We start from the raw sequence: 19,606 nt of genomic DNA on the forward strand, positions 1-19,606 counted from the left end.
GGCGGCCATGTTCAATCCCGACGGAGTGCCGGACTTCTTCCCCGGCACCAGTCCCGACGTCCTGGCCTTCACCGGCGCCGAACTGAAGAAGGTCGGCGGCCAGATCAGGTCCACCGGATACGACGTGAACAGCTCGTTCGAAGGGCTGTCCACCTGCTACCAGGCGCCCGAGGCGGAGACGCTGATCACGTCGCTGCGGCCGGCGTACATCCTCGCCTACGACTTCGGCAGCGATGTCGAGGCGATGGGCGGGATCATCGAGCAGTTCGGCTACGACATGCAGGAGCCGTACGACCGGCTGCAGGACCTGATCGAACGGGCCCGCGGTTTCATCGTGAAGTGCCAGCAGGCCGAGGCGAACGGCGACGACTGGCAGGGCTGGGAGAACTGGGTCCAGGAGGAGAACTCCTACCACGAGGGCACCGCCAAGCTGCTGCAGCAGATGATGGACATCCAGGTGGTCGCCGCGAACAAGATCGAGGCACTGATCGGCGGCCTCGGCTGGTGGCCGGAAACGCTCGATCGCAAAGTTCCCGGCCAGGGCCGCGTGTTCCGGGTCGAAACGGATCCGGAGCCGCCGCCTTGGGGTACGCCGGAGGTGTACGACGCGCCGTGGATCGTGGATGTCGCCGACGTCGCGCTCGGTGTCGTCGACGGCCTGACCACCCTCCTCGGACTTCAGTGGGCGCTGCGCGAGTCCGGGTGGGACTGGGGGAAGGACAACTTCGAGAAGCTGTTCGGGCACGCGCCGTCGGACATGCACCAGATGTTCGACGCCTGGGAGGGCGTCGCCGACGACATCATGATGCTGGCCAACAAGGTCCCCGGCGTCGGGGAGTTGCTGCCGGAGGGCATGAGCGAGGACCTCGACCAGCGCTGGGACGACACGATCGACACCATCGGCGACGACTGGTCGAACGGCAACCAGGCCGCGTCGATCATGGGCGCCGTCGGCCTGATCCCGATCGGCCCGGGCAAGCTGGCCGGCGTCGCCTCGAAACTCGGCAAGCTGGGCAAGCTGGCCGACAAGGTCCCGCCGGTCCGGGTCGCCGCGCACACCGCCGACAACTTCCTCAGCCTGCGGAACAAGCTCCGCAGCACGGCGATCGAGGGTGGCCTGAAGGTCCCGGGTGTCGGCGCCGTCCTGAAGGGCTACTCCCACATCCCTCTCCTGGGCGAATCAGTCCGCCTGGAACGCGGCGTACCCCTCACCCGCGGCCCGAAGGTCGACGTCCCGTCCGGCGTCGACCTCCCGCGCGAGTCCGTTCCCGTCGCTGCGGGGCACGGTCCGGCGGATCCGGTGCACGTGCCCGGCGACTCCGTACACACCCCCGGCGACTCGATCGACGTACCTGCCAACTCCATCGACGCACCCGGCCAGACGGTCAACACCCCCGGCTCCACGCCGGGCAGTACGACGCCCGGCAGCACCACGCCGGGTAGCACCACGGGTCCGGGCAACACGGTGGACCCCGGACACACACGCCCCGGCGACCCGATCGACCCCGGAACCACAATCCCGCCGATCATCCCCAACACCCCGATCATCCCCAACACTCCAGGCAACGCCGCCACCCCAGGAACCCCCGGTACGCCTGGCACAGTCGGCACTTCGGGTACCCCTGGTACGCCCGGCACTGTTGGCACATCGGGTACCCCTGGTACGCCCGGAACACCCGGCAGCACTGGCACCCCTGGCAGCAGCGGCACTCCTGGCAGCTCGGGTCTTCCGGGGACACCGGGGAGCACGCACACGCCTGGGAGCACTGGCCAGCCGGGTCACACGACGCGTCCGGGTGACGGCAGCACCGGTGAACCCGGTCGCCCCGAGCCAACGGACCGCCGTACCAAGCGGGACGACGACCCCACCCAGCACCAGTCAACCCGCCCCGACAAGCCGGATCACACCGAACTCCCCGACCCCAACAAGCACCCGGAAGGCCCCGAGCCGCACCCGACCCGGACGGGTCCGGAGACCCACCCCACCCGGACCGGCCCGGAATCCAAAGAACCCACTCCGACCCACCCCAACGAACCGACCCCGACCCACCGCGACGCCGACCCCGTCGTCGCCCCTATCCAGCCGCTCATCCCACCCCACACCCCCGGCGCCCCAGGCGACCCGGGGCGCGGCATCGACCCCACCTCCACCCGCCCAACCCCCGGCGACCGCCCGACCCCAGCTCCCGGCGACCGCCCGACCCCAGCTCCCGGCGACCGCCCGACACCATCTCCCGGCGACCGCCCGACCCCAACCCCAGGCGACCGCCCGACTCCGGGTGAGCGCCCGACGCCAACCCCGGGGGACAGGCAAGGACCGGGTGAGCGTCCTGCTCGGCCGGGTGAGCGGTCTATTGCGGATGAGCTTGATCCCGCGCGCGTGAGTGGTGACCGGGTTGGTGGAGATCGCGTTGAAGGTCATCGCGTCGAAGGTGACGGACTGGATCACCCGAATGCGCATCACAGCAGTAACCACGAGCCCGTCCGGAAGAGCGGGCCCGCGCGTCCCGAGAAGGTTGCTGAGGGCAAGCATGGGGACGGCGACGGGGACGATCTGATTTCGCGGCGGTTGCGGGGGGAGGATGGGCCGGATGGGCCGGCGCCTGTGCCGGACGACGACGCGGGGCCGGTGCGGCATCCGGATGATCAGCGGCCGGTGGATCCTGAGTGGGATCGGCTGGATTCGGGTGGGCGGATGGCGCAGGCGACTGCCGAGATCTCGCGGGGTGCGCGGACTTTCGCGTCCGAGGCGGAGGCTACGGCGTGGGGCCGGCGGCACTGGGATGAGTACCCCCGCGACCTCGACCCGCGGAAGGCGGACGTGGTCGAGCGATTCACCCGTGGTGGCGACAACGTGCGCGGTTCGTACAAGCAGGTCGGCGACCACTTGCGCGGCATCGAGCACCGTCCGGAGCTCGATCCGCTGATCGACGAGTTCGACGACGTACTGAACGGGCACCGGGTCCCGGAGGACGTGGTGGTCCGCCGCGTCACCGACATCGACCACTTCGACGGGCCGATCGACCAACTGGTGAACAAGACCTTCCGCGATCCGTCGTTCCTCTCGACGTCGCTGGGTGAGGCGATCCCGTCCAGTCGGCCCGGAATCATCCATCTGAAGGTCCCTAAGGGCACGCCGGCGTTGTACACCGGCCACCACTCGGCCCACGGCGAGGGCGAGCGCGAACTCGTCCTGGGCCGCGGCCTGACCATCAAGTTCACTCGCGTCTTCCCGCACGACGGCAAGATCCACCTCTTCGCCGAGGTCGTCCCCGACGTTCGTCACGTCGACACCCCGGACGTACGGCGTACGCCGCAGGACTTCGGTGAGGTCGTCCCGGGCACTGCTCATGTCGATGCTCCGGAGGTGCGTCGTACTCCGGAGGACTTCGGTGAGGGTGTCCCGGGCACTGCTCACGTCGATGCTCCGGAGGTACGGCGTACTCCGGAGGATTACGGCTTCGCGCCGGGCGATGCGCGGCGTACGGCGGATCCCGACGTACTCTCGCGGACCGCGCACGAGGCGGAGGAGTTCGGACGGACCGTTCCGGAGAGGTTCCACGAGTCGGTGAAGTTGATGACGCAGAGCACGTTCGGGGCGGTGAACCGGGCGTTGTATTCCGGGCACGACCTGAGCGATCTGCGCCGGGTGATGAACACCGACGGGAACAGCGGTCTGACCGAGGAAGCGATCCGGGTGGCGGAGGACGTCGACACGGTGGTGAAGAGCGCACCCGACGCCGTGGATCCACGGACGGTGTGGCGGGGCATGCGGCTGCCGCGGCACCTGCCGCACAGCGAGCTGATGAACTGGGTGCGGGAGACGTTCAAGGTCGGTGAGAACACAGACTTCGAGGGGTTCCAGTTCACGTCGACCGACCCGGCGGTCGCGTCGGACTTCGCGCACGAGAACAACCGGACCGGGGTTGTCCTCGAGGTGCAGACGCGCAAGGGTGCCCCGAGCGGGAAGTTGAGCGGACTACGGAACTCCGAGTCCGAGTACATCCAGCCGCGCAACGTCCGCTACCGGACTGTCGGGATCAGCGAGAACGTCTCCTTCGACCAGCGGTTCCTGACAGCCGACGGTAAGCCGCGCGTACGTCGCGAGATCGTCATCCACATGGTCGACGTCGACGACTTCCCCGCCGTACCGCACCCGCACCTCGACCACCTCCCACCCCCCAACCCCACCCACCGAATCGAAGACCCCGACCCCACAGACCACCCCCACACACCCGACCCGGACGCGACCCAGCGCATCCCGCGCGAGCAACTGCGGGAGTACGACGGTGCGAGGGGTCCGGATCGCGTTCCGGCTGAGCGCGGTGATGCGCCGGATCCGGAGGTGGCGCGGCGGGTTCCTCGGGCTAGTAGTCCGAACCCGTGGGGGCGTCGTACGGATGCGCTCGACCAGCCCGGACGGGGCAGGGGCTCTGATGATTCCGAGGTGCCGGGACAAGCGCCCCGGCACTCAACGCATGGGCAGCAGCCCGGCCACGGGCAGCCCACGCACCCCAGTCATGGGCAGCAGCCCGGTCACGGGCAGCCCACGCACCCCACCCAGGGTCAGCCGGGGCAGCGGGGTGGGGCGGGGCGTGAAGATCAGGGTGGGGCGGATGCTTGGCGGCGGCGCGAGGTTGACCTTTACCGGAATCAGCCGGGCGAGGTCGATGGCACCGATCCGGTGCCGAACCAGCCCTCGAGTCGCACCAGCCAGGAGCCTGATCCGAGCAATATCGGCACCTACAGTCCGCAGTGGAAGGACATGGTCGACCCGCAGCGGATCTCGTACGACGTCCCGCATGAGCGTGGGCGTCCGCCGCGGGCGCGGGTGCAGCCGGGCGATCCGATCTTCGACAAGTTCGGTCCGAAGGAACACCAGTGGGAGCAGGAACTCGATCTCCAGCCACCACCGGCGTACGGCGAACCCGGCGTGCACCGAGGCGATCGCGACCGCGCCCGCTACAACCCGTACGACCCCGGTCGGGTCCACCAGCAGAACCTGACGAACGCGGCCGGCCCGGTCCCGTTGCACACCGTGCCGCGGTGGAAGAACCTGCTCAATCCGAACTACGAGAAGCAGTGGGTCGAGTTCATGTTCAACTGCTCGGCCGTGATGCGGGCCACCGTCGACCTGCTCCAGGGCCGGGCGGTCAGGCTGGCCGACGGTGACTTTCGGAGGGCGCCCGCGCCTCATCAAGGCACGCCGGGTACGCCGATCCCCGGCGACTACGACGACAGCTACGAGTGGATGGGCGTCCGCGGTCCGGGGCACCGGATGGACTTCCAGCCGCTGCCCGGGCATCCGAACTCGGCCGCGGACCTGACCGATTTCACCCGCAGGGCCTACCAGTCGGTCGAGGACGGACTCCGCGGCCGCCCGCCCGGCACGGTCGCGGCGATCTGCATCGGGTGGGCCGACGGCGGCGGCCACTGGTTCGCGGCGTACGTCGACCGCAACGGAGACATCCGCGCGATCGACACACAACCGGCGCCGGACGCGATCGACGAACCGTGGCCGCACCTGTACGAGACCGAGTTGAACCGGCTGGAGTTCACCATCCGCGAGCCGAACGGCGATTGGGAAGGCGGCTCGTCCGCGGACCCGGAGTCCACGTGGTAACCGGGACCGGCAGAACAGGAGACCTCTGATGTCGAACGCAGTGGCAGAAGCGAGGACAGTACTGGCGGCCTGGCTGGCACAGCACTCGGTCGCGCCGGACACCTGGACACCGGAGGCCCTGCAGGGCTGGCACACGTCACACGCCGAGGAGTGGATCGTGTTCACGCCACCCGGCAACGCGAACCGCCTCTTCCTGGTTGCCAATGGCACTGTTTTCTCGTTCGCCCCGAGCGAGCTCTCGCTGGCCAACGCGGTTGTCGCGGCCCGCGGCGACCGACGAGAGGACGAGCGATGAGCGGATTCCTCGACTACATCGCCGGCGCCGACCTGGTCACCGAGAAGGCTGTCGTGCTCATGCAGGACCGAGCGGTCGTCGGCCTGTCGACCTGGCTCCTCGACGCTGCGCTGGCAGCCGAGAAGGCCAACCGCGAACTGCAGTTCGTCACCCCTCCCACCTCGCGCGTGACCCACGCGGTCCGGACCCAACTCCTGGCCGGCGGCTCGCGATGGGTGGTCCAAGCGGACAGTCCGTACGACGGTCTGACCGGCGTCCCGCTGACCTGGGACGGCGAACTGTTCGTGCCGACCGGGGAGGTGGGCAAGCCCCGGCCGAGTCAGCATTGGCTGGCGCCGCCGGACGAGCTCCATGCGAACTTGCAGATCGTCGCGCGAGTCCGGCACGCCGCGGTCGAGTCGGCGGTCGTTGGTGGTGCCACGGAGTTCTTGTTCCGCGAGTTGGCCGGCGGGCCACCTGCAGGTTGGGGGACCGAGGAACCTGTCAGTCAGCCCTGGGACACCCGGGAGGTCACCCGCTTCTGCCGCCGCTGGGCGCCGCGCAGCACTCTGCTGACGGTGGCAGGTGAAGGCCCGGCCAGCGGGGTGATCGACATCGACGTCCGTCCGGCCGGATTGGAGGAGACGGCAACGATCGCGATCGGCTACCAGGGCATGGAGACGCCGTTGCCCGAGGCCCTCTTCCCGGCGGTTCGCGAACTGGCAGAGCGGTTCGAGGTGGTCTCGATGTTCATGCTGGGTGTCGGCGGTTCCGCGGATGCTTGCCTGCTGCCACGATTCACCGGTGTCGCCGATCCTGTCGCGCTGGTGATCGGTCAGGACGGCCGGGCCGCGATGGGTCCGGAGGCGGCGAAGGCCGTCGAGGCCGGGGTGGCGACGTCGATCGGTGACGACACGGCGCTGTGGTTCCCGATCGGCACCGGTTACTGTGCGCCCGACTGGGAGACGTTCTCCACGATCATGCGCCGGATCACGATCGCGACCGCGCACCACTCCGGCAAGCCGTCCACGCAGAAGGTCGAGTTCACCATGCCCAACTGAAGGGCGTCTGAGATCGTCGGAGTATGGGCGATCTCATGGACGTGTGGGCAGTCGACCGGCCCGGGCCGATCGATCAGGGTCCGTTGCAGCGAGTACGTCGTACCGTCCCCGTACCTGGACCGGGGGAGGTGCTGATCCGGGTCGAGGTGTGCGGCATCTGCCGGACCGACCTGCATCTGTGTGAAGGCGACCTCGAGCCGCGCAGACCAGGAGTCGTGCCGGGCCACCAGGTCGTCGGCGCCGTGGTCGATCGCGGCACCGGAGCCGACCGGTTCGCCGTCGGCGACCGTGCCGGGATCGCCTGGCTGCGGCGTACGTGCGGATCGTGCGAGTTCTGCCGGTCGGGTTCGGAGAACCTGTGCCCGCGGTCGTCGTACACGGGCTGGGACGCGGACGGCGGCTTCGCCGAGTACGCCGTCGTCCCGCAGGACTACGCCTACGCGCTACCGGCGGATCGCCCGGCGGTGGAGCTGGCGCCGTTCCTCTGCGCGGGGATCATCGGGTACCGCTCGTTGCTGCGGGCGAACCTGCCACCTGGTGGCCGCCTCGGGATCTACGGGTTCGGGTCCAGCGCCCACCTCACCGCGCAGCTCGCGATCGCGCAGGGCGCCGAGCTGTACGTGATGACTCGCGGGTCGCAGAACAAGGAGCTCGCCCGCTCGCTGGGTGCCGTGTTCGCCGGCGACACCACTGACCGACCGCCTGTCCCGCTGGACTCGGCCATAGTCTTCGCCCCGGCCGGTGACGTGGTGCCGTACGCGCTCGAAGCACTCAAACCGGGAGGCACTGTCGCGGTCGCCGGGATCTATCTCAGCGACGTACCGGTGCTCAACTACGAGCGGTATCTCTTCCACGAGCGCGATCTACGCAGCGTCACGTCCAACACCCGTCGCGATGGTGAGGAGATGTTCCGTCTGGTCTCGCGGCTGCCGGTCCGTGCGCACACCACCGAGGTCCCGTTCGACGCGGTCGACCAAGCACTGTCCGACGTCGCGCACGGCCGTGCCGTGGGGTCGCCGGTGACCGTCCTGCCCGGTTGAACCGGACAGGCCTTTTGAGCGTTAGAACTAAGTGAAGATTGATCCGGGGGCGGGGTCCGGACTTCAGGGTGGACGGCTAGCTGCGTTAGGTTTGATCAAATCTTACCGAACGCCCAGGGAGTGTGAGCGCCGTATGCGGGATCTGACCAGGCAGGCATGGTCGGACCGTACGGCTGTTCCCTGCACACCGCGAGACGGGCAGTGCTGAGCAAGGTACTCGGCGCGGTAGGTGTGGTCCTGCTGATCGCCGGGGTCGTGTTCGCCGTCCGTCCGGTCCACGTGGACGGCGTCAACTGCGGTTCGGTCTTCCAGCCGGGCAGTGGGGTCACGCCGATGCAGTGCGACGCGCGGCTCAAGTCCCGCAGCGACCTGGTCATCGGCTTCGGCTCCGGCGGCATCGCCGTCCTGCTGGCAGGCTTCGCGGTCGCCGCCGTCCGCGACCGCCGCGCCCGCGTCATCTCCTGACCTCCTGCCGGCGTCAGCTGCGGACGATCGTGCCGAGGACGTCGTTGAAGGCCTCGGTCGAGGACGGGTGGGTGTAGATCGACTCGCGCAGTTCTGTCGCGGTGATCCGGTGCCGCATCGCCAGCGCGACGGTGTTGATCAACTCCTGCGCGTCGACGCTGAGCAGGGCCGCACCGAGAATCTCGTCGGACGCCGCGTCGATGACGAACTTCATCACCCCGCGCGTCTCCTCGACGATGTACGCGCGCGGCATCGCCACGATGTCGGCCACCCGCTGCATCCCGATCCTGACCCGATGGCCGGCCGCACGAGCCGCCTTCTCGGTCAGCCCGACGGTCGCCAGCGGCGGGGACATGAACAACGTTTGCGGTACGGCGATCCGATCGGCAGTGGACCGTTGCCCGGAGCCGAGGAGTTGGTCGAGCACGATCCGGCTGTCGTCGAGTGAGATGTAGGTGAACTGCGGTCCACCGTTGACGTCACCCAGCGCGAAGATGTGCGACTGGCTGGTCCGAAGGTGCTCGTCGACCTCGATCGCACCGCCGTCCGTCGTCTTCACACCGGCGTTCTCGAGCCGCAGTTCGGCCGTCGCCGGCGTCCGGCCGGTCGCCGCCAGGATCGCGTCCACCGTGAGGCTGTGCTCACGGCCGTCCTTGCGGTAGACGACCGTGTCCTCACCGCGGATCTCCAGTACTTCGGCGCCGGTGACCACCTCCACGCCGTCGCCGGCCAGGATCTCGGCGGCGGCGGCCGCGATGTCGTCGTCCTCCCGGCCCAGGATGCGCGGCGACGCCTCGAGCACGGTCACCGCGGTCCCGAACCGCCGGTAGATCGACGCGAACTCGATGCCCAGGTAGCCACCGCCGATCACGGCCAGCCGGCCGGGCAGGTGGGTGGTGTGGATCAGGTCCACGTTCGTCACGGTCCGCGGGCTCTCGCGCAGACCGAGGATACCCGGGATGACCGGCTCCGAACCGGTGTTCACCAGGATTGTCTCGCCGACCACCCGGACCTCGCCGGATCCGTTGCTGACAGCAACGGTATGCGCGTCGACGAAGTGGGCCGTGCCGGTCAGTACGGTGATCCACTCGGCGCCGTTGAGCGCCTCGTAGTTCCCGGCCCGGAACGTGGAGGTGAGCGCCTGCACCTCGCCGATCGCGTGCTCGAACCATTCCTGCGGCGAGTCGTCCGGCCGGCGTCGGCCGGAGTGGTGCACCAGCGCCTTGGTCGGAACGCAGCCGACGTTCGGGCACGTCCCGCCGTACATCTGGTCCGAGCGTTCGATCAGGATCACCCGGCGGCCGGCCCGGCCGAGCGTGGCGGCGGCGACCTTGCCGCCCTTGCCGAATCCGATCACGACGACATCGGCCCACAGGGTGTTCTCCACAGCAGCAGTCATAACTTGAGTCTCAGGGGTAGTGTTGAGACGGAACAGCCGTTTCCAGCTCACTTTTCTGCGAAGATGTCTCATGGATGCCATCAGTCACGTGATCGGGCTCGCCCGGCTCCGGGCGAGCGTGGACAAACGCTGCCTGCTGGCCGGTGCGACCGAGATGAAGGTCCCCGCGTACGGCGATGCCGAGGCGGCCTTCCACTTCGTCCTGGCCGGCGAGTGCGTCCTGGAGTTGCCGGACCGGCAGGTTCCGCTGCGCGCTGGTGACGCCGTGCTACTGGCCGGCAGCCCGCCGCATCTGATCCGAACGGCCGGGCCGGGGCCGGTCCGCTCCTCGGTCGAGACTCCCGGGACCGCCTTCGACACGATCCACAGTCCGTCCGGGCAGGCGGTGACAGATATCTTCTGCGGTCACTACTCGGTCGGGTCGGGTTCCGGCGTACTGCTGCTGCGGAGCCTGCCGGACCCGTTGGTCGTCTCGTTCGACGCCGCCGACGAGTCCGTCCGGACCCTCGCCGCACTGCTGCGGGCGGAAGCGCTCGCCGACGGCGCGGGGACGGCGGCCGTCGTCGACGCAGTGTGTGCCGCGCTGCTCGCCATGATGCTGCGTCGCGGTGACCTGCCCGGCGTCGCGCCCTGGACCGCCGTCGCCGACCGGCGGATCGCCACCGCCATCGATGCGGTCCTCGACGATCCCGGCGCCGACTGGACGCTCGACCGCCTGGCCGCGACCGCCTCGATGTCCAGGGCAACTTTCGTCCGGCACTTCGGCAAGCACACGCGGACGACGGTCGCTGCGTTCGTCACCAGCCTGCGGATGATGGTGGCCGCCGACCTGCTGACCGACCCCGAGCTGACGGTCGCCGCCGTCGCCGGCCGGGTCGGTTACCACTCCGAGTCGGCCTTCAGCCGGGCCTTCCGGGAGGCCACCGGTGTCACGCCCGGGCGCTACCGGCGTACCCAGATCGCACGGCAGGGTTGACCTTCACACTGTGTCAAGCCGGAAGGTGGGGGCATGTTCACCATCGGAGACTTCGCGGCATTCGGGCAGGTATCGCCCCGGATGCTTCGGCACTACGACGCGATCGGGCTGCTCCGGCCGGCCGTGGTTGATGCGGTCAGCGGGTATCGCTACTACTCCGCCGACCAGTTCAGCCGGCTGAACCGGATCATCGCGCTGAAGGACCTCGGGTTCAGTCTGCAGCAGGTCCAGGAGATCGTCGACGCCAAGCTGAGCGCCGAGGAACTCCGCGGCATGCTGCGGCTGCGCCAGGCGCAACTGGAGGCCGACCTGGCGCGCGGTACGTCGCAACTCGTCAGTGTCGAGGCGAGGCTCCGCCTGATCGAGAAGGAAGGTCACATGCCTACCGACGACGTTGTCCTGAAACACATCCCAGCTACCCAGGTCGCCGAACTGTCCGCCGTGTTGCCGAGCTACGACGGTGGGGACATCGGTCCCGTCCTCCAGCCCTTGTTCGGCCAGCTGTTCGAGCGCCTCTGTGCGGCCGGTGTCGACCCGTGCGGTTCGCCGGTCGCGTACTACGAGGACGCCGAGAACGAGAAGATCCTGGTCCATGCGGCCGTCCCCGTCGACGCCGGCGCCACCGGCGCCGACGTCGAGATCGTGGAACTCCCCGAGCTCGTGCAGGCCGCGACCATCGTGCACCAGGGCGACATGATGGACGCTGAACGCAGCACCCAGACGCTGGCCCGCTGGATCGAGGACAACGGGTACCGCAGCCAGGGCTACGCCCGCGAGGTCACGCTCCAGTTCGACCCGGAGAACCCGGCGAACTGGGTGCACGAGTTCCAGATCCCGGTCACCAAGCCGAGCTGACCGTCGCGAACGAGTGTGGCGGCAACGTGACCCGCAGGCCGCGGGGCTCCGGTTCCACTCTGAGCGGAGCCGGAGCCACCGCCTGCGGGTCACTCGGCGTGTTGTGGTCCTGCGGCTTCGATGCCGTGAGCAACCGTCCCGCCGGGTTCCGGATCTCGCCACCCCGCAGATCCAGTACGACGTCCAGCGGCGCAACGGGATCCAGGTTGCTGACCGAGATCAGTGCCTGCCCGTCCTTGACACTCGCCGACACCGACAGCAGCTCCATCGTCTTCCCGTCCAGCTCGTACGGCGCCGGCCGCTCGACCACATGGACCGGGACCGACACCGCATCCTGGTGACCCTTGTTCATCTCGAACACGTGGTACGTCGGGGTGCGGGCCAGACCACCGTCGTCGTCGGTGAGCAGCATCGCCTGCAGCACGTTCACGGTCTGCGCAATGTTTGCCATCGTCAACCGATCGGCGTGCCGGTGGAACACGTCGAAGTGCAGGCTCGCGACCAGCGCATCGCGCATCGCGTTCTGCTGGTACAGGAATCCGGGATTCGTGCCCGGCTCGACGTCCCACCAGGTGCCCCACTCGTCCAGCACCAGGCCGATCGCCCGGTCCGGGTCGTAGGCGTCCATCACCGCCTTGTGGCCGCGGATGACCCGCTCGATGTCCTGCGCCTTGATGATCGTGCGGTAGTAGTCCTCGGCATCGAAGTCGGTCGCGCTGCCCTTGCTGTCCCAGGTCCCGGCCACCGTGTAGTAGTGGATCGAGACGGCCTGGAAGATGTTTCGCGGCGTGCGACCACAGCCGAGGCAGCTCACGGCCTTCATCAACGCCTCGGTCCAGGCCAGGTCGTCGTTGGAGGCACCTGCCGCGATCCGGTAGAGCTTGTTGTCGCCGTGGTCCCGGCAGAACGTGGCGTAGCGGCGGGCGAGATCGGCGTACGCCTCAGCGCGCTGGTTGCCGCCGCATCCCCAGGCCTCGTTGCCGATACCCCAGAACGGAACCTTCCACGGCTCGTCGCGGCCGTTGGCCTTGCGCTGCCTGACCATCGGGCTGTCACCGTCGCGGGTGAGGTACTCGACCCACTCACTCATCTCCTGGACGGTCCCGCTTCCGACGTTGCCGTTCACGTACGCATCGGCACCGAGCAGCTCGCACAGCGCCATGAACTCGTGGGTGCCGAAGTGGTTGCTCTCTTCTACATTTCCCCAATGGGTGTTGATCATCGACGGACGATCGGTCTTCGGCCCGATGCCGTCCTTCCAGTGGTACTCGTCCGCGAAACAGCCGCCCGGCCAGCGCAGGTTGGGGATGTCCAGCGCTCGCAGCGCCTCGACCACGTCCAGCCGGATGCCGCCCTCGTTCGGCACGTCCGAGTCCTCGCCGACGTAGAAACCACCGTAGATGCAGCGGCCGAGATGCTCCGCGAAGTGCCCGTACAGATGCCGGCTGATGGCCGGACCGGGGACGTCGAGATCGATCACGACGCGCGCTGCTGATGCAGTCGACATGACTCAGCTCCTTGGTCTCTTACAGTTGTCGCCATGAAGAAGGCATCCACCGTGGTGACGATGGCCGACGTGGCGCGGTCCGCGGGGGTGTCCACGATGACGGTCTCGAACGTGATCAACGGTCGGCCGCGGGTCGGTGCCGCGACCCGGGAGCGGGTCCTGGCCTCGATCAACGAGCTCGGCTACCAGGTCAATCTGGCCGCCCGGCACCTGCGCGCCGGCCGTACCGGCGTGGTCGGCCTCGCGGTTCCGGAACTCGAGCGCCCGTACTTCGGTCAACTGGCGGGCCGGCTCGCGGATCGCTTCGAGGCGCAGGGCCTGCGGATCGTGATGGAGCGGACCGGCGCCAGCCGCGAGGGCGAGATGGACGCGGTCGCGTTCTCCCGGCTCCGGATGTACGACGGCCTGATCCTCAGTGTGGTCGACATCGACCCGGCCGAACTGGCCCAGATCCGCACCGACGCGCCAGTGGTGATGATCGGCGAGCGGGCGCTGCCGTCGGGGTTCGACCACGTGATGATGGACAACGTCGACGGTGCCCAGCAGGCGACCGCGCATCTGCTCGCCACCGGTGCCCGCCGCGTCGCGATGCTCGGCGGCGATCCGGCCGGTTCGGCGAACATGCCGTCCCTGCGTGCCGAGGGCTACGCGCTCGCGCACACCCAGGCCGCCGTACCGATGGATCCGGACCTGACCGTTCGATGCCAGTTCCGCCTCCAGGACGGGTACGACGAGGTCCGGCGACTGCTCGAGCGGGGGATCGGCTTCGATGCCGTGTTCGCACTCACCGATCTCGTCGCGATCGGCGCCTTGCGCGCGCTGGCCGACGCCGGACTGCGGGTGCCGGACGAGGTCCAGGTGGTCGGCTTCGACGACATCGACGAAGCGCCGTACCTGGTCCCGTCGCTGTCCACCGTCAACCCGGGGCACGAGGAGATGGCCGACGCGATCACCGCGCTGCTGCTCGCCCAGCTCAACGGCGGCCCGACTCGCGACCCGCAGGAACTGATCGTGCCGGCGCACCTGATCCGGCGCGGCACCACCAAACCCGTCGCCTAGCAGCACGTGGACCTCCTGTCGCTGCAGGAGGTATATCGATAAACGGCCCGCTGGGCAAGACGAGGGCACGTCCTGCCCAGCGGATCAGCTCATTCCGTCAGCAACTTCTCGATGTCGGCCAGTTGCTCGTCGCGGAGCGGACCGAACGACATCGCGGCCGCGTTCTCCTCGGCCTGCGCGACGGTGCGGAAACCAGGAATCGGGACGGTCCGCGGGCTCCGCGCCCACAGCCACGCGAGCGCACCCTGCGCCAGCGTCCGGCCGTCGCTTTCCAGTACGTCCCGGATCGCCGACACCTTGTCCCACCATTCCGGAGCCGGTACGCCGCCCTTGTCGAAGAAGCGCAGCCACGACGGCGGCAGCGTGCGGATGTCCGCACCGGTGGCCGGCCGGTCCGCGGCGCGGCGGCCGAGGATGCCCATGCCCAATGGCGTCCGGTTGATGCTGGCGAGATCGGCCCGTTCGCAGAGCGCGAAGAAGTCCGACGCATCGTGCAGGACACTCGCCTCGTGCTGCACCGCCGAGCAGTGCTCGCCCTCGGCGAAGAGCTCCGCGCTGTGCAGTGTGTCAGTGCTCCAGGCGTAGCTGCGGATCAATCCTTCGCGGACCAGGTCCTCGCACGCCTCCCGCAACGGCAGCGCGATCTCGTCGGTGGTGTCGAAGTGCAACTGGTACAGATCGATGTGGTCGGTACCGAGCCGGTCGAGCGATGCCCGGACAGCCTTGTGCAGGTACTCGACCGAGCCGTCCTGATGGTGCATGACTCGCGTCGACTCGTCGAACGTGTTGCCCCACTTGGTCGCGATCACGACTTCGCCCCGCCGCCCCTCGAGAGCCTTGCCGAGCACCCGCTCGCTGTGACCCGCGCCGTACACATCGGCGGTGTCGAAGAACGTCACGCCGAGGTCGATCGCCCGCCGGATCGCGCGCACCGACTCCTCGTCGTCCACCTCACCCCAGCCCAGCGGTTCTCCGGCCGGATTGCTGAACGGACCGCCGATCGCCCAGCACCCGAACCCGACGGGGCTGACCTCGATCCCTACTCGTCCCAACGTGCGCATATCCATGACACCGACCCAACCAAGGATCGCTTCATCGGTCCAATGAATCTTTTCCACACTGTTGATGCGAATGGTGCATGGATCAGTAGCCGGTCGCGCGGGCGGCCAGTGCGTGGTTCATTGCGACGAACTGGGGCTCGATGGTGCCGGAGAGCATGGAGCGGGTGAAGGGGACGGCCGCGCCGCGGAACGTCTCCTGCTGGATCAGCCGGGTGTGGCCGTCGGGCAGCGCCTCGAGGCGGAACGAGTGCTCACCATCGAAGATGCCGCCGAAGCCGACCTTGCCGATCCAGCGCAGTTCCTTGCCAGGCTCGACCACGAGCAGCTTGGGCGAGAAGGTGAGCTCCTTGCCGTCGGTGTCGCGCAGGACGTTGGTGATGGTCCCGCCGGCCGTCAGCTCACCGGTCGAGGACACGATGAACGGGTTCCACTGCGGGTACGCCTGCCGGTCCGCGAGCACCTTCCAGACCTGCTCCGGTGGCGCGGCGATGTCGAGCTCGGTGTGCAGCACGAACGGCCGGACGATCGTGTACACGGTGTACCCGGCGAACAGGACAACAAGGGTGCCGAGGGCAACCAGGATCTTACGGCGCTTCTTCATGACTTCTCCGGATCAGGTCCGAGGGTGCTGTGCACCAGCTCCCTCACGTAGGCGGAATCGATCGGCTCGCCGGTGACGAGGAGCCGGTAGTACAGCGGCCCGACCAACTGGTCGACCAGTACGGCGGGAGAGGCGTGTCCGGGGACGAGACCGTCCGCCTGGGCCTGCCCGATGACCGCGGTGACAGCAGCGTGCCGCTCACCCCACAGAGCACGGACACTCTCACCGACCCGCGGCTCCCGAGCCGCGGCCGCGGCCAGATCGGCGATCAGGGTCGTCGGTACGGCGCTCAGCGTCGTGGCGATGCCCGTCACCAGCTCGGTGAGGTCGCGGCGCGGGTCCCCGCTCGGCTCGAACGGCACGGCAGCGCGTAGGCCGGTGATCATCGCGATCACCAGTTCGGCCTTGGACGGCCAGCGGCGGTAGAGCGTCGTCTTCGCCACGCCGGCCCGGTCCGCGACCCGGTCGACCGACAGGCCGTCGTACCCGCCGGCTCGCATCTCGGCCATGGCGGCCTCGAGCACGCGTGCCTCGACGCCGGCATCCCTCGGTCGTCCTCTCACCATGTCTCTATTTTCGCTACTGCGGTATCGAAAAACAAGACTGACATCGATTGTCAGTGATTGGTGGCAGCGTCGGGCGGGTGATCAGATCGCACAGACTGCTGCTGCCCGCAGCCTTCATCACGTCCCTGGGGAACAACATCCAACTGATCGGCGCCGCGCTGCTGCTGGTCCAGGCGCAGGGGTCGATGCTCGATGTCGGCTGGCTGTTCATCGCCGTCGCCGTGCCGCAGGCGGTGCTGTCGCCGTACTTCGGCCGGCTGGCGGATCGGCTCGACCGGCGGTTGCTGTGGATCGGTTGCGACGTCGTCAGCGCGGTCGCGGCGCTGGGTCTGCCGATCGGTCTGGCCGTCGGCGCGCCGCAGCAGGCCGTCGTCTACGCGAGCAACTTCGCGCTGGCCGTGGTGGCGGCGCTGTTCATGCCGGTGAGCGCCGCGTTGGTGCGGGAGCGAGTGCCGGCGCCGGAGTTGCGCCGCTTCAACGGGCACTACGAGATCGCGTTGCAGAGCGGGATGTTGCTGTCGGCGTCGGTCGGCGGATTCGCCTTGCAGTACTTCGGTTCTACGCCGCTGTTCGTGTTCAACGGGATCACGTTCGTTGCCTCGGCGCTGCTTGTTGTTGCCGTCGGCGCCCGCCGCCGGCGGACCGGGACGGTGGTCGGGGCGCCGTCGGTGACCAAGCGAGTGGTGGTCAGGTTGCCGGTCGGAGCGCTGGCATTGCTCTACGGTCAGGGGCTGGTGGTGGTGACGGTGTTCAATGCGCTGCTGCCCGTCCTGATTGTCGGTGAGTGGCATCGCGGTGCGGCTGTGGTCGGTGTCGTGGACGCACTCGGGGGCGCCGGGTTCCTGCTGGCCGCGGTGGCCTACCGGCGTTCCGCCGTACGGCTGGGTGATCTGCGGGTCGCGCTGATCGGGTTCGTCGGGTGCAACGCGTTGCTTGTGCTGCAGCCGCTGTTCGGTGTTGGAGCGCTGATGGGACTCGTGCTCGTCGGCGCGTTCGTGTTCGGCCAGGCCAGGATCGCGACGCGTTTGCTGCTGATGACGTCGGTGGACGAGTCCCAGGTCGGGCGCGCGTTCGGTGTCGCCAACGGCTACGGTCTGGCCACGACGGTCGTCGTCATGCTGGTCACGTCGGCGATCACGGACCGCACCAGCACGCACTACGGCTTCGCGGCGCTCGCGGGCATCAGCCTCGCCGCCGCGGTGCTCGCCGTCGTCTGGATCCGCAGGGCGAGGCTCCGGGCCGAATCTGACAGAGCTTATATAAGTGCTGTTACGATGTAGGGCATGGACGATCCGACCGAACAGAGTCAGTGGCGCGGCCTGTACCAGCTGCAGGCCCGGATGGATGCCGAGATCGCGCGCATCTACACCGAGCGGCAGATCAAGGGCCTGAAGCCGACGTACGTGATGGAGCTGCTGCGGCTGCAGGCCAAGGGGCCGATGACGATCACCGAGCTGGCCGAGTCGGTCGGCCGTACGCATTCGGCGCTCAGCCAGAAGGTGTCCGCGATGCGCACCGCGGGTCTGGTGCGAACCGTGCCTGGGACCGACGCTCGCAGCAAGAAGGTCACGCTGACCGCCAAGTCCAAGGCCATCGTCGAGCTGCTCGCGGCCGAGTGGCGGGCGACGGAGGCGGCGATCACCGAGCTGGAGGCGGAGATCCCGTATCCGATGACGCAGGTGGTCCGTGACGTCGAGGAGGCGCTGGCGCGGAAGAGCTTCCACGACCGGATCGCGGAGAAGCTGCAGGGATTCGAGGGCGATCCCTCGCCGAAGCAATGATGCGGGCGTTCATCGACCTGCGCCCGCTGCGGGTCTCGCCGGCGTTCCGGCGGCTCTGGGCCGGGCAGATGCTGTCCATGTTCGGCGGACAGCTGGCCTTCGTCGCGGTGATGTTCCAGGTGTGGGACGAGACCTCGAGTGCGGCGTGGACCGGTGCGGTGGGGTTGTCGAAGGCCCTGCCGTTGATCCTGCTCGGGCTGTTCGCCGGCGCGGCGGTCGACCGGTTCGAGCGGCGGCGGTTCTACCTGATCACCACCACTGGGCAGCTCGTCACGGCGGGCCTGATGGCGAGTCAGTTGATCATCGGTTCGATGCCTGTCGGCGTACTGCTCGGGCTGGTGGCCGCGCAAGCGGCGTTCGGGGCTGCGAGCGGGCCGGTGGCGCGGACCGTGCTGCCACAGTTGCTGCCGCGCGAGTTGCTCGCCAGTGGCATCGCGCTGAACCGGATCGCGTTCCAGGGGCCGATGTTGATCGGGCCCGCGGTGGGCGGTCTCGTGGTGAGTGCCTGGGGGACCGGGGTCTGCTACCTGATCGACTGTCTCAGCTTCATCGCCGCGTTGTACGGCGTACTCGGTCTGCCGAGACTGCGGGTCGAGGCGGTGGCTCGGGCGGGGTTGCGAGGTGTGCGGGACGGGTTGGCGTTCCTGGTGTCGACGCCGGTGATCCGCGGAGCGTTGATCACTGATCTCGCGGCCACGGTTCTCGCGATGCCGGTCAGCCTGTTCCCGGTGATCAACGCGGAGCGGTTCGGCAACGATCCGCGGACGCTCGGGTTGTTCCTGACCGCGATCGCGGTCGGCGGCGTGGCGGCATCGGTCCTGTCCGGTGTCTTCACCCGGCTGCCGCGGCACGGTGTGGTGATGCTGGTCGCCTCCGCCACCTGGGGGATCACCCTGCTGCTGTTCGCGTTCGCGCCGACGGCGTGGCTCGCGTTGGTCTTCCTCGCCCTGGCCGGTGCCGCCGACACGGTGTCTGTGATCTCGCGCAGCACGATCATCCAGTTGCACACCCCGAACGAACTGCTCGGTCGCGTCACCGCCGCGGAACAGATCGTCGGTCAGGCGGGGCCGGACCTGGGCAACCTCCGTGGCGGTGTGGTCGCCCAGTTGACGTCACCGGCGGCCTCGCTCGCGTCCGGCGCCATCCTCTGTGTCGTCGCGGTCGCCGCGGTGGCCGCCAGTACTCCGGGCCTCCGGCAACCGGCGCCCGAGGAGCAGCTGGCGCCCGAGGAGCAACTGACCGACTAGGTGTACCGGGACAAGACGTTGGTGGCAGGTGAGTTGGGGTTGACGTGAGGAGAACCTCCGGTTGGGGTGTGGCTTGTCGAAGGCTTCACAC

General features: G+C 68.6%; 16 protein-coding genes. 11 read left to right on the forward strand and 5 right to left on the reverse strand.

The features are described from left to right. Positions 1 to 7: 7 nt before the first annotated feature. The 5 genes from AB0I34_RS40845 (at position 8) to AB0I34_RS40865 (ending at position 8,463) form a co-directional block, all read left to right on the forward strand. Complete coding sequence (locus tag AB0I34_RS40845) at positions 8 to 5,623, forward strand: ADP-ribosyltransferase (protein ID WP_360456928.1); 5,616 nt, start codon at positions 8 to 10, stop codon at positions 5,621 to 5,623. Positions 5,624 to 5,651: 28 nt separating this feature from the next. Then, positions 5,652 to 5,918 carry a hypothetical protein gene (locus AB0I34_RS40850; RefSeq protein WP_360456931.1) on the forward strand — a complete coding sequence of 89 codons (267 nt, stop codon included), beginning with the start codon at positions 5,652 to 5,654 and terminating at the stop codon, positions 5,916 to 5,918. After that, on the forward strand, positions 5,915 to 6,958 hold the full coding sequence (locus AB0I34_RS40855) for a DUF6177 family protein (protein WP_360456934.1): 1,044 nt from the start codon (positions 5,915 to 5,917) through the stop codon (positions 6,956 to 6,958). The genes AB0I34_RS40850 and AB0I34_RS40855 overlap by 4 nt, the downstream gene beginning before the upstream one ends. A gap of 23 nt (positions 6,959 to 6,981) precedes the next feature. Beyond that, positions 6,982 to 7,998 (forward strand): zinc-dependent alcohol dehydrogenase family protein, encoded by a 1,017-nt coding sequence (locus AB0I34_RS40860; protein WP_360456936.1) that lies wholly within the window; start codon positions 6,982 to 6,984, stop codon positions 7,996 to 7,998. 201 nt (positions 7,999 to 8,199) lie between these two features. After that, the gene (locus AB0I34_RS40865; RefSeq protein ID WP_360456939.1) at positions 8,200 to 8,463 is read left to right on the forward strand and encodes a hypothetical protein; all 264 of its coding nucleotides are present in this window, start codon (positions 8,200 to 8,202) and stop codon (positions 8,461 to 8,463) included. Between the two features lie 13 nt (positions 8,464 to 8,476). Here AB0I34_RS40865 and AB0I34_RS40870 read toward each other — a convergent pair whose 3' ends face one another. Continuing rightward, on the reverse strand, positions 8,477 to 9,862 hold the full coding sequence (locus tag AB0I34_RS40870; protein WP_360456942.1) for an FAD-dependent oxidoreductase: 1,386 nt from the start codon (positions 9,860 to 9,862) through the stop codon (positions 8,477 to 8,479). 70 nt (positions 9,863 to 9,932) lie between these two features. Here AB0I34_RS40870 and AB0I34_RS40875 point away from each other — a divergent pair, with 70 nt between their 5' ends. After that, positions 9,933 to 10,838, forward strand: a complete 906-nt coding sequence (locus AB0I34_RS40875; protein ID WP_360456945.1) for an AraC family transcriptional regulator — start codon at positions 9,933 to 9,935, stop codon at positions 10,836 to 10,838. A 33-nt stretch (positions 10,839 to 10,871) separates the two neighbouring features. Next, positions 10,872 to 11,693 (forward strand): MerR family transcriptional regulator, encoded by an 822-nt coding sequence (locus AB0I34_RS40880; RefSeq protein ID WP_360456948.1) that lies wholly within the window; start codon positions 10,872 to 10,874, stop codon positions 11,691 to 11,693. Here AB0I34_RS40880 and AB0I34_RS40885 read toward each other — a convergent pair. After that, a complete protein-coding gene (locus AB0I34_RS40885; RefSeq protein WP_360456951.1) occupies positions 11,677 to 13,200 on the reverse strand; it encodes an alpha-L-arabinofuranosidase C-terminal domain-containing protein in 1,524 nt (507 codons plus the stop codon). The genes AB0I34_RS40880 and AB0I34_RS40885 overlap by 17 nt on opposite strands. 33 nt (positions 13,201 to 13,233) lie before the next feature. Here AB0I34_RS40885 and AB0I34_RS40890 point away from each other — a divergent pair, with 33 nt between their 5' ends. After that, positions 13,234 to 14,259, forward strand: a complete 1,026-nt coding sequence (locus tag AB0I34_RS40890) for a LacI family DNA-binding transcriptional regulator (protein ID WP_360456953.1) — start codon at positions 13,234 to 13,236, stop codon at positions 14,257 to 14,259. A gap of 89 nt (positions 14,260 to 14,348) precedes the next feature. Here AB0I34_RS40890 and AB0I34_RS40895 read toward each other — a convergent pair whose 3' ends face one another. The 3 genes from AB0I34_RS40895 to AB0I34_RS40905 form a co-directional block, all read right to left on the reverse strand. After that, on the reverse strand, positions 14,349 to 15,326 hold the full coding sequence (locus AB0I34_RS40895; RefSeq protein ID WP_360456956.1) for an aldo/keto reductase: 978 nt from the start codon (positions 15,324 to 15,326) through the stop codon (positions 14,349 to 14,351). Between the two features lie 76 nt (positions 15,327 to 15,402). Continuing rightward, positions 15,403 to 15,921 (reverse strand): SRPBCC domain-containing protein, encoded by a 519-nt coding sequence (locus tag AB0I34_RS40900; RefSeq protein WP_360456959.1) that lies wholly within the window; start codon positions 15,919 to 15,921, stop codon positions 15,403 to 15,405. Then, positions 15,918 to 16,487 carry a TetR/AcrR family transcriptional regulator gene (locus AB0I34_RS40905; protein WP_360456962.1) on the reverse strand — a complete coding sequence of 190 codons (570 nt, stop codon included), beginning with the start codon at positions 16,485 to 16,487 and terminating at the stop codon, positions 15,918 to 15,920. Before AB0I34_RS40905 ends, AB0I34_RS40900 begins: the two co-directional genes overlap by 4 nt. A 77-nt stretch (positions 16,488 to 16,564) precedes the next feature. On the opposite strand from AB0I34_RS40905, the gene AB0I34_RS40910 reads away from it, so the two are divergent. The 3 genes from AB0I34_RS40910 to AB0I34_RS40920 are packed head-to-tail and all read left to right on the forward strand — an operon-like array spanning position 16,565 to position 19,515. Then, positions 16,565 to 17,767, forward strand: coding sequence for an MFS transporter (locus tag AB0I34_RS40910; protein WP_360456965.1), 1,203 nt, complete (start codon positions 16,565 to 16,567; stop codon positions 17,765 to 17,767). A 3-nt stretch (positions 17,768 to 17,770) separates the two neighbouring features. Next, a complete protein-coding gene (locus AB0I34_RS40915) occupies positions 17,771 to 18,268 on the forward strand; it encodes a MarR family transcriptional regulator (protein WP_360456968.1) in 498 nt (165 codons plus the stop codon). Next, positions 18,268 to 19,515 (forward strand): MFS transporter, encoded by a 1,248-nt coding sequence (locus AB0I34_RS40920; protein ID WP_360456971.1) that lies wholly within the window; start codon positions 18,268 to 18,270, stop codon positions 19,513 to 19,515. Before AB0I34_RS40915 ends, AB0I34_RS40920 begins: the two co-directional genes overlap by 1 nt. The last annotated feature ends 91 nt before the right edge of the window (positions 19,516 to 19,606 follow it).

Origin of the sequence: Kribbella sp. NPDC050281, assembly GCF_040655855.1 — a bacterium.
GTDB lineage: Bacteria > Actinomycetota > Actinomycetes > Propionibacteriales > Kribbellaceae > Kribbella.

Excerpts from the sequence above, each read along its gene's own strand:
- AB0I34_RS40845 (WP_360456928.1), top strand. The coding sequence starts at position 8 with ATGTTCAATCCCGACGGAGTGCCGGACTTCTTCCCCGGCACCAGTCCC.
- AB0I34_RS40850 (WP_360456931.1), top strand. The coding sequence starts at position 5,652 with ATGTCGAACGCAGTGGCAGAAGCGAGGACAGTACTGGCGGCCTGGCTG.
- AB0I34_RS40855 (WP_360456934.1), top strand. The coding sequence starts at position 5,915 with ATGAGCGGATTCCTCGACTACATCGCCGGCGCCGACCTGGTCACCGAG.
- AB0I34_RS40860 (WP_360456936.1), top strand. The coding sequence starts at position 6,982 with ATGGGCGATCTCATGGACGTGTGGGCAGTCGACCGGCCCGGGCCGATC.
- AB0I34_RS40870 (WP_360456942.1), bottom strand. The coding sequence starts at position 9,862 with ATGACTGCTGCTGTGGAGAACACCCTGTGGGCCGATGTCGTCGTGATC.
- AB0I34_RS40875 (WP_360456945.1), top strand. The coding sequence starts at position 9,933 with ATGGATGCCATCAGTCACGTGATCGGGCTCGCCCGGCTCCGGGCGAGC.
- AB0I34_RS40880 (WP_360456948.1), top strand. The coding sequence starts at position 10,872 with ATGTTCACCATCGGAGACTTCGCGGCATTCGGGCAGGTATCGCCCCGG.
- AB0I34_RS40885 (WP_360456951.1), bottom strand. The coding sequence starts at position 13,200 with ATGTCGACTGCATCAGCAGCGCGCGTCGTGATCGATCTCGACGTCCCC.
- AB0I34_RS40890 (WP_360456953.1), top strand. The coding sequence starts at position 13,234 with ATGAAGAAGGCATCCACCGTGGTGACGATGGCCGACGTGGCGCGGTCC.
- AB0I34_RS40895 (WP_360456956.1), bottom strand. The coding sequence starts at position 15,326 with ATGGATATGCGCACGTTGGGACGAGTAGGGATCGAGGTCAGCCCCGTC.
- AB0I34_RS40900 (WP_360456959.1), bottom strand. The coding sequence starts at position 15,921 with ATGAAGAAGCGCCGTAAGATCCTGGTTGCCCTCGGCACCCTTGTTGTC.
- AB0I34_RS40905 (WP_360456962.1), bottom strand. The coding sequence starts at position 16,487 with ATGGTGAGAGGACGACCGAGGGATGCCGGCGTCGAGGCACGCGTGCTC.
- AB0I34_RS40915 (WP_360456968.1), top strand. The coding sequence starts at position 17,771 with ATGGACGATCCGACCGAACAGAGTCAGTGGCGCGGCCTGTACCAGCTG.
- AB0I34_RS40920 (WP_360456971.1), top strand. The coding sequence starts at position 18,268 with ATGCGGGCGTTCATCGACCTGCGCCCGCTGCGGGTCTCGCCGGCGTTC.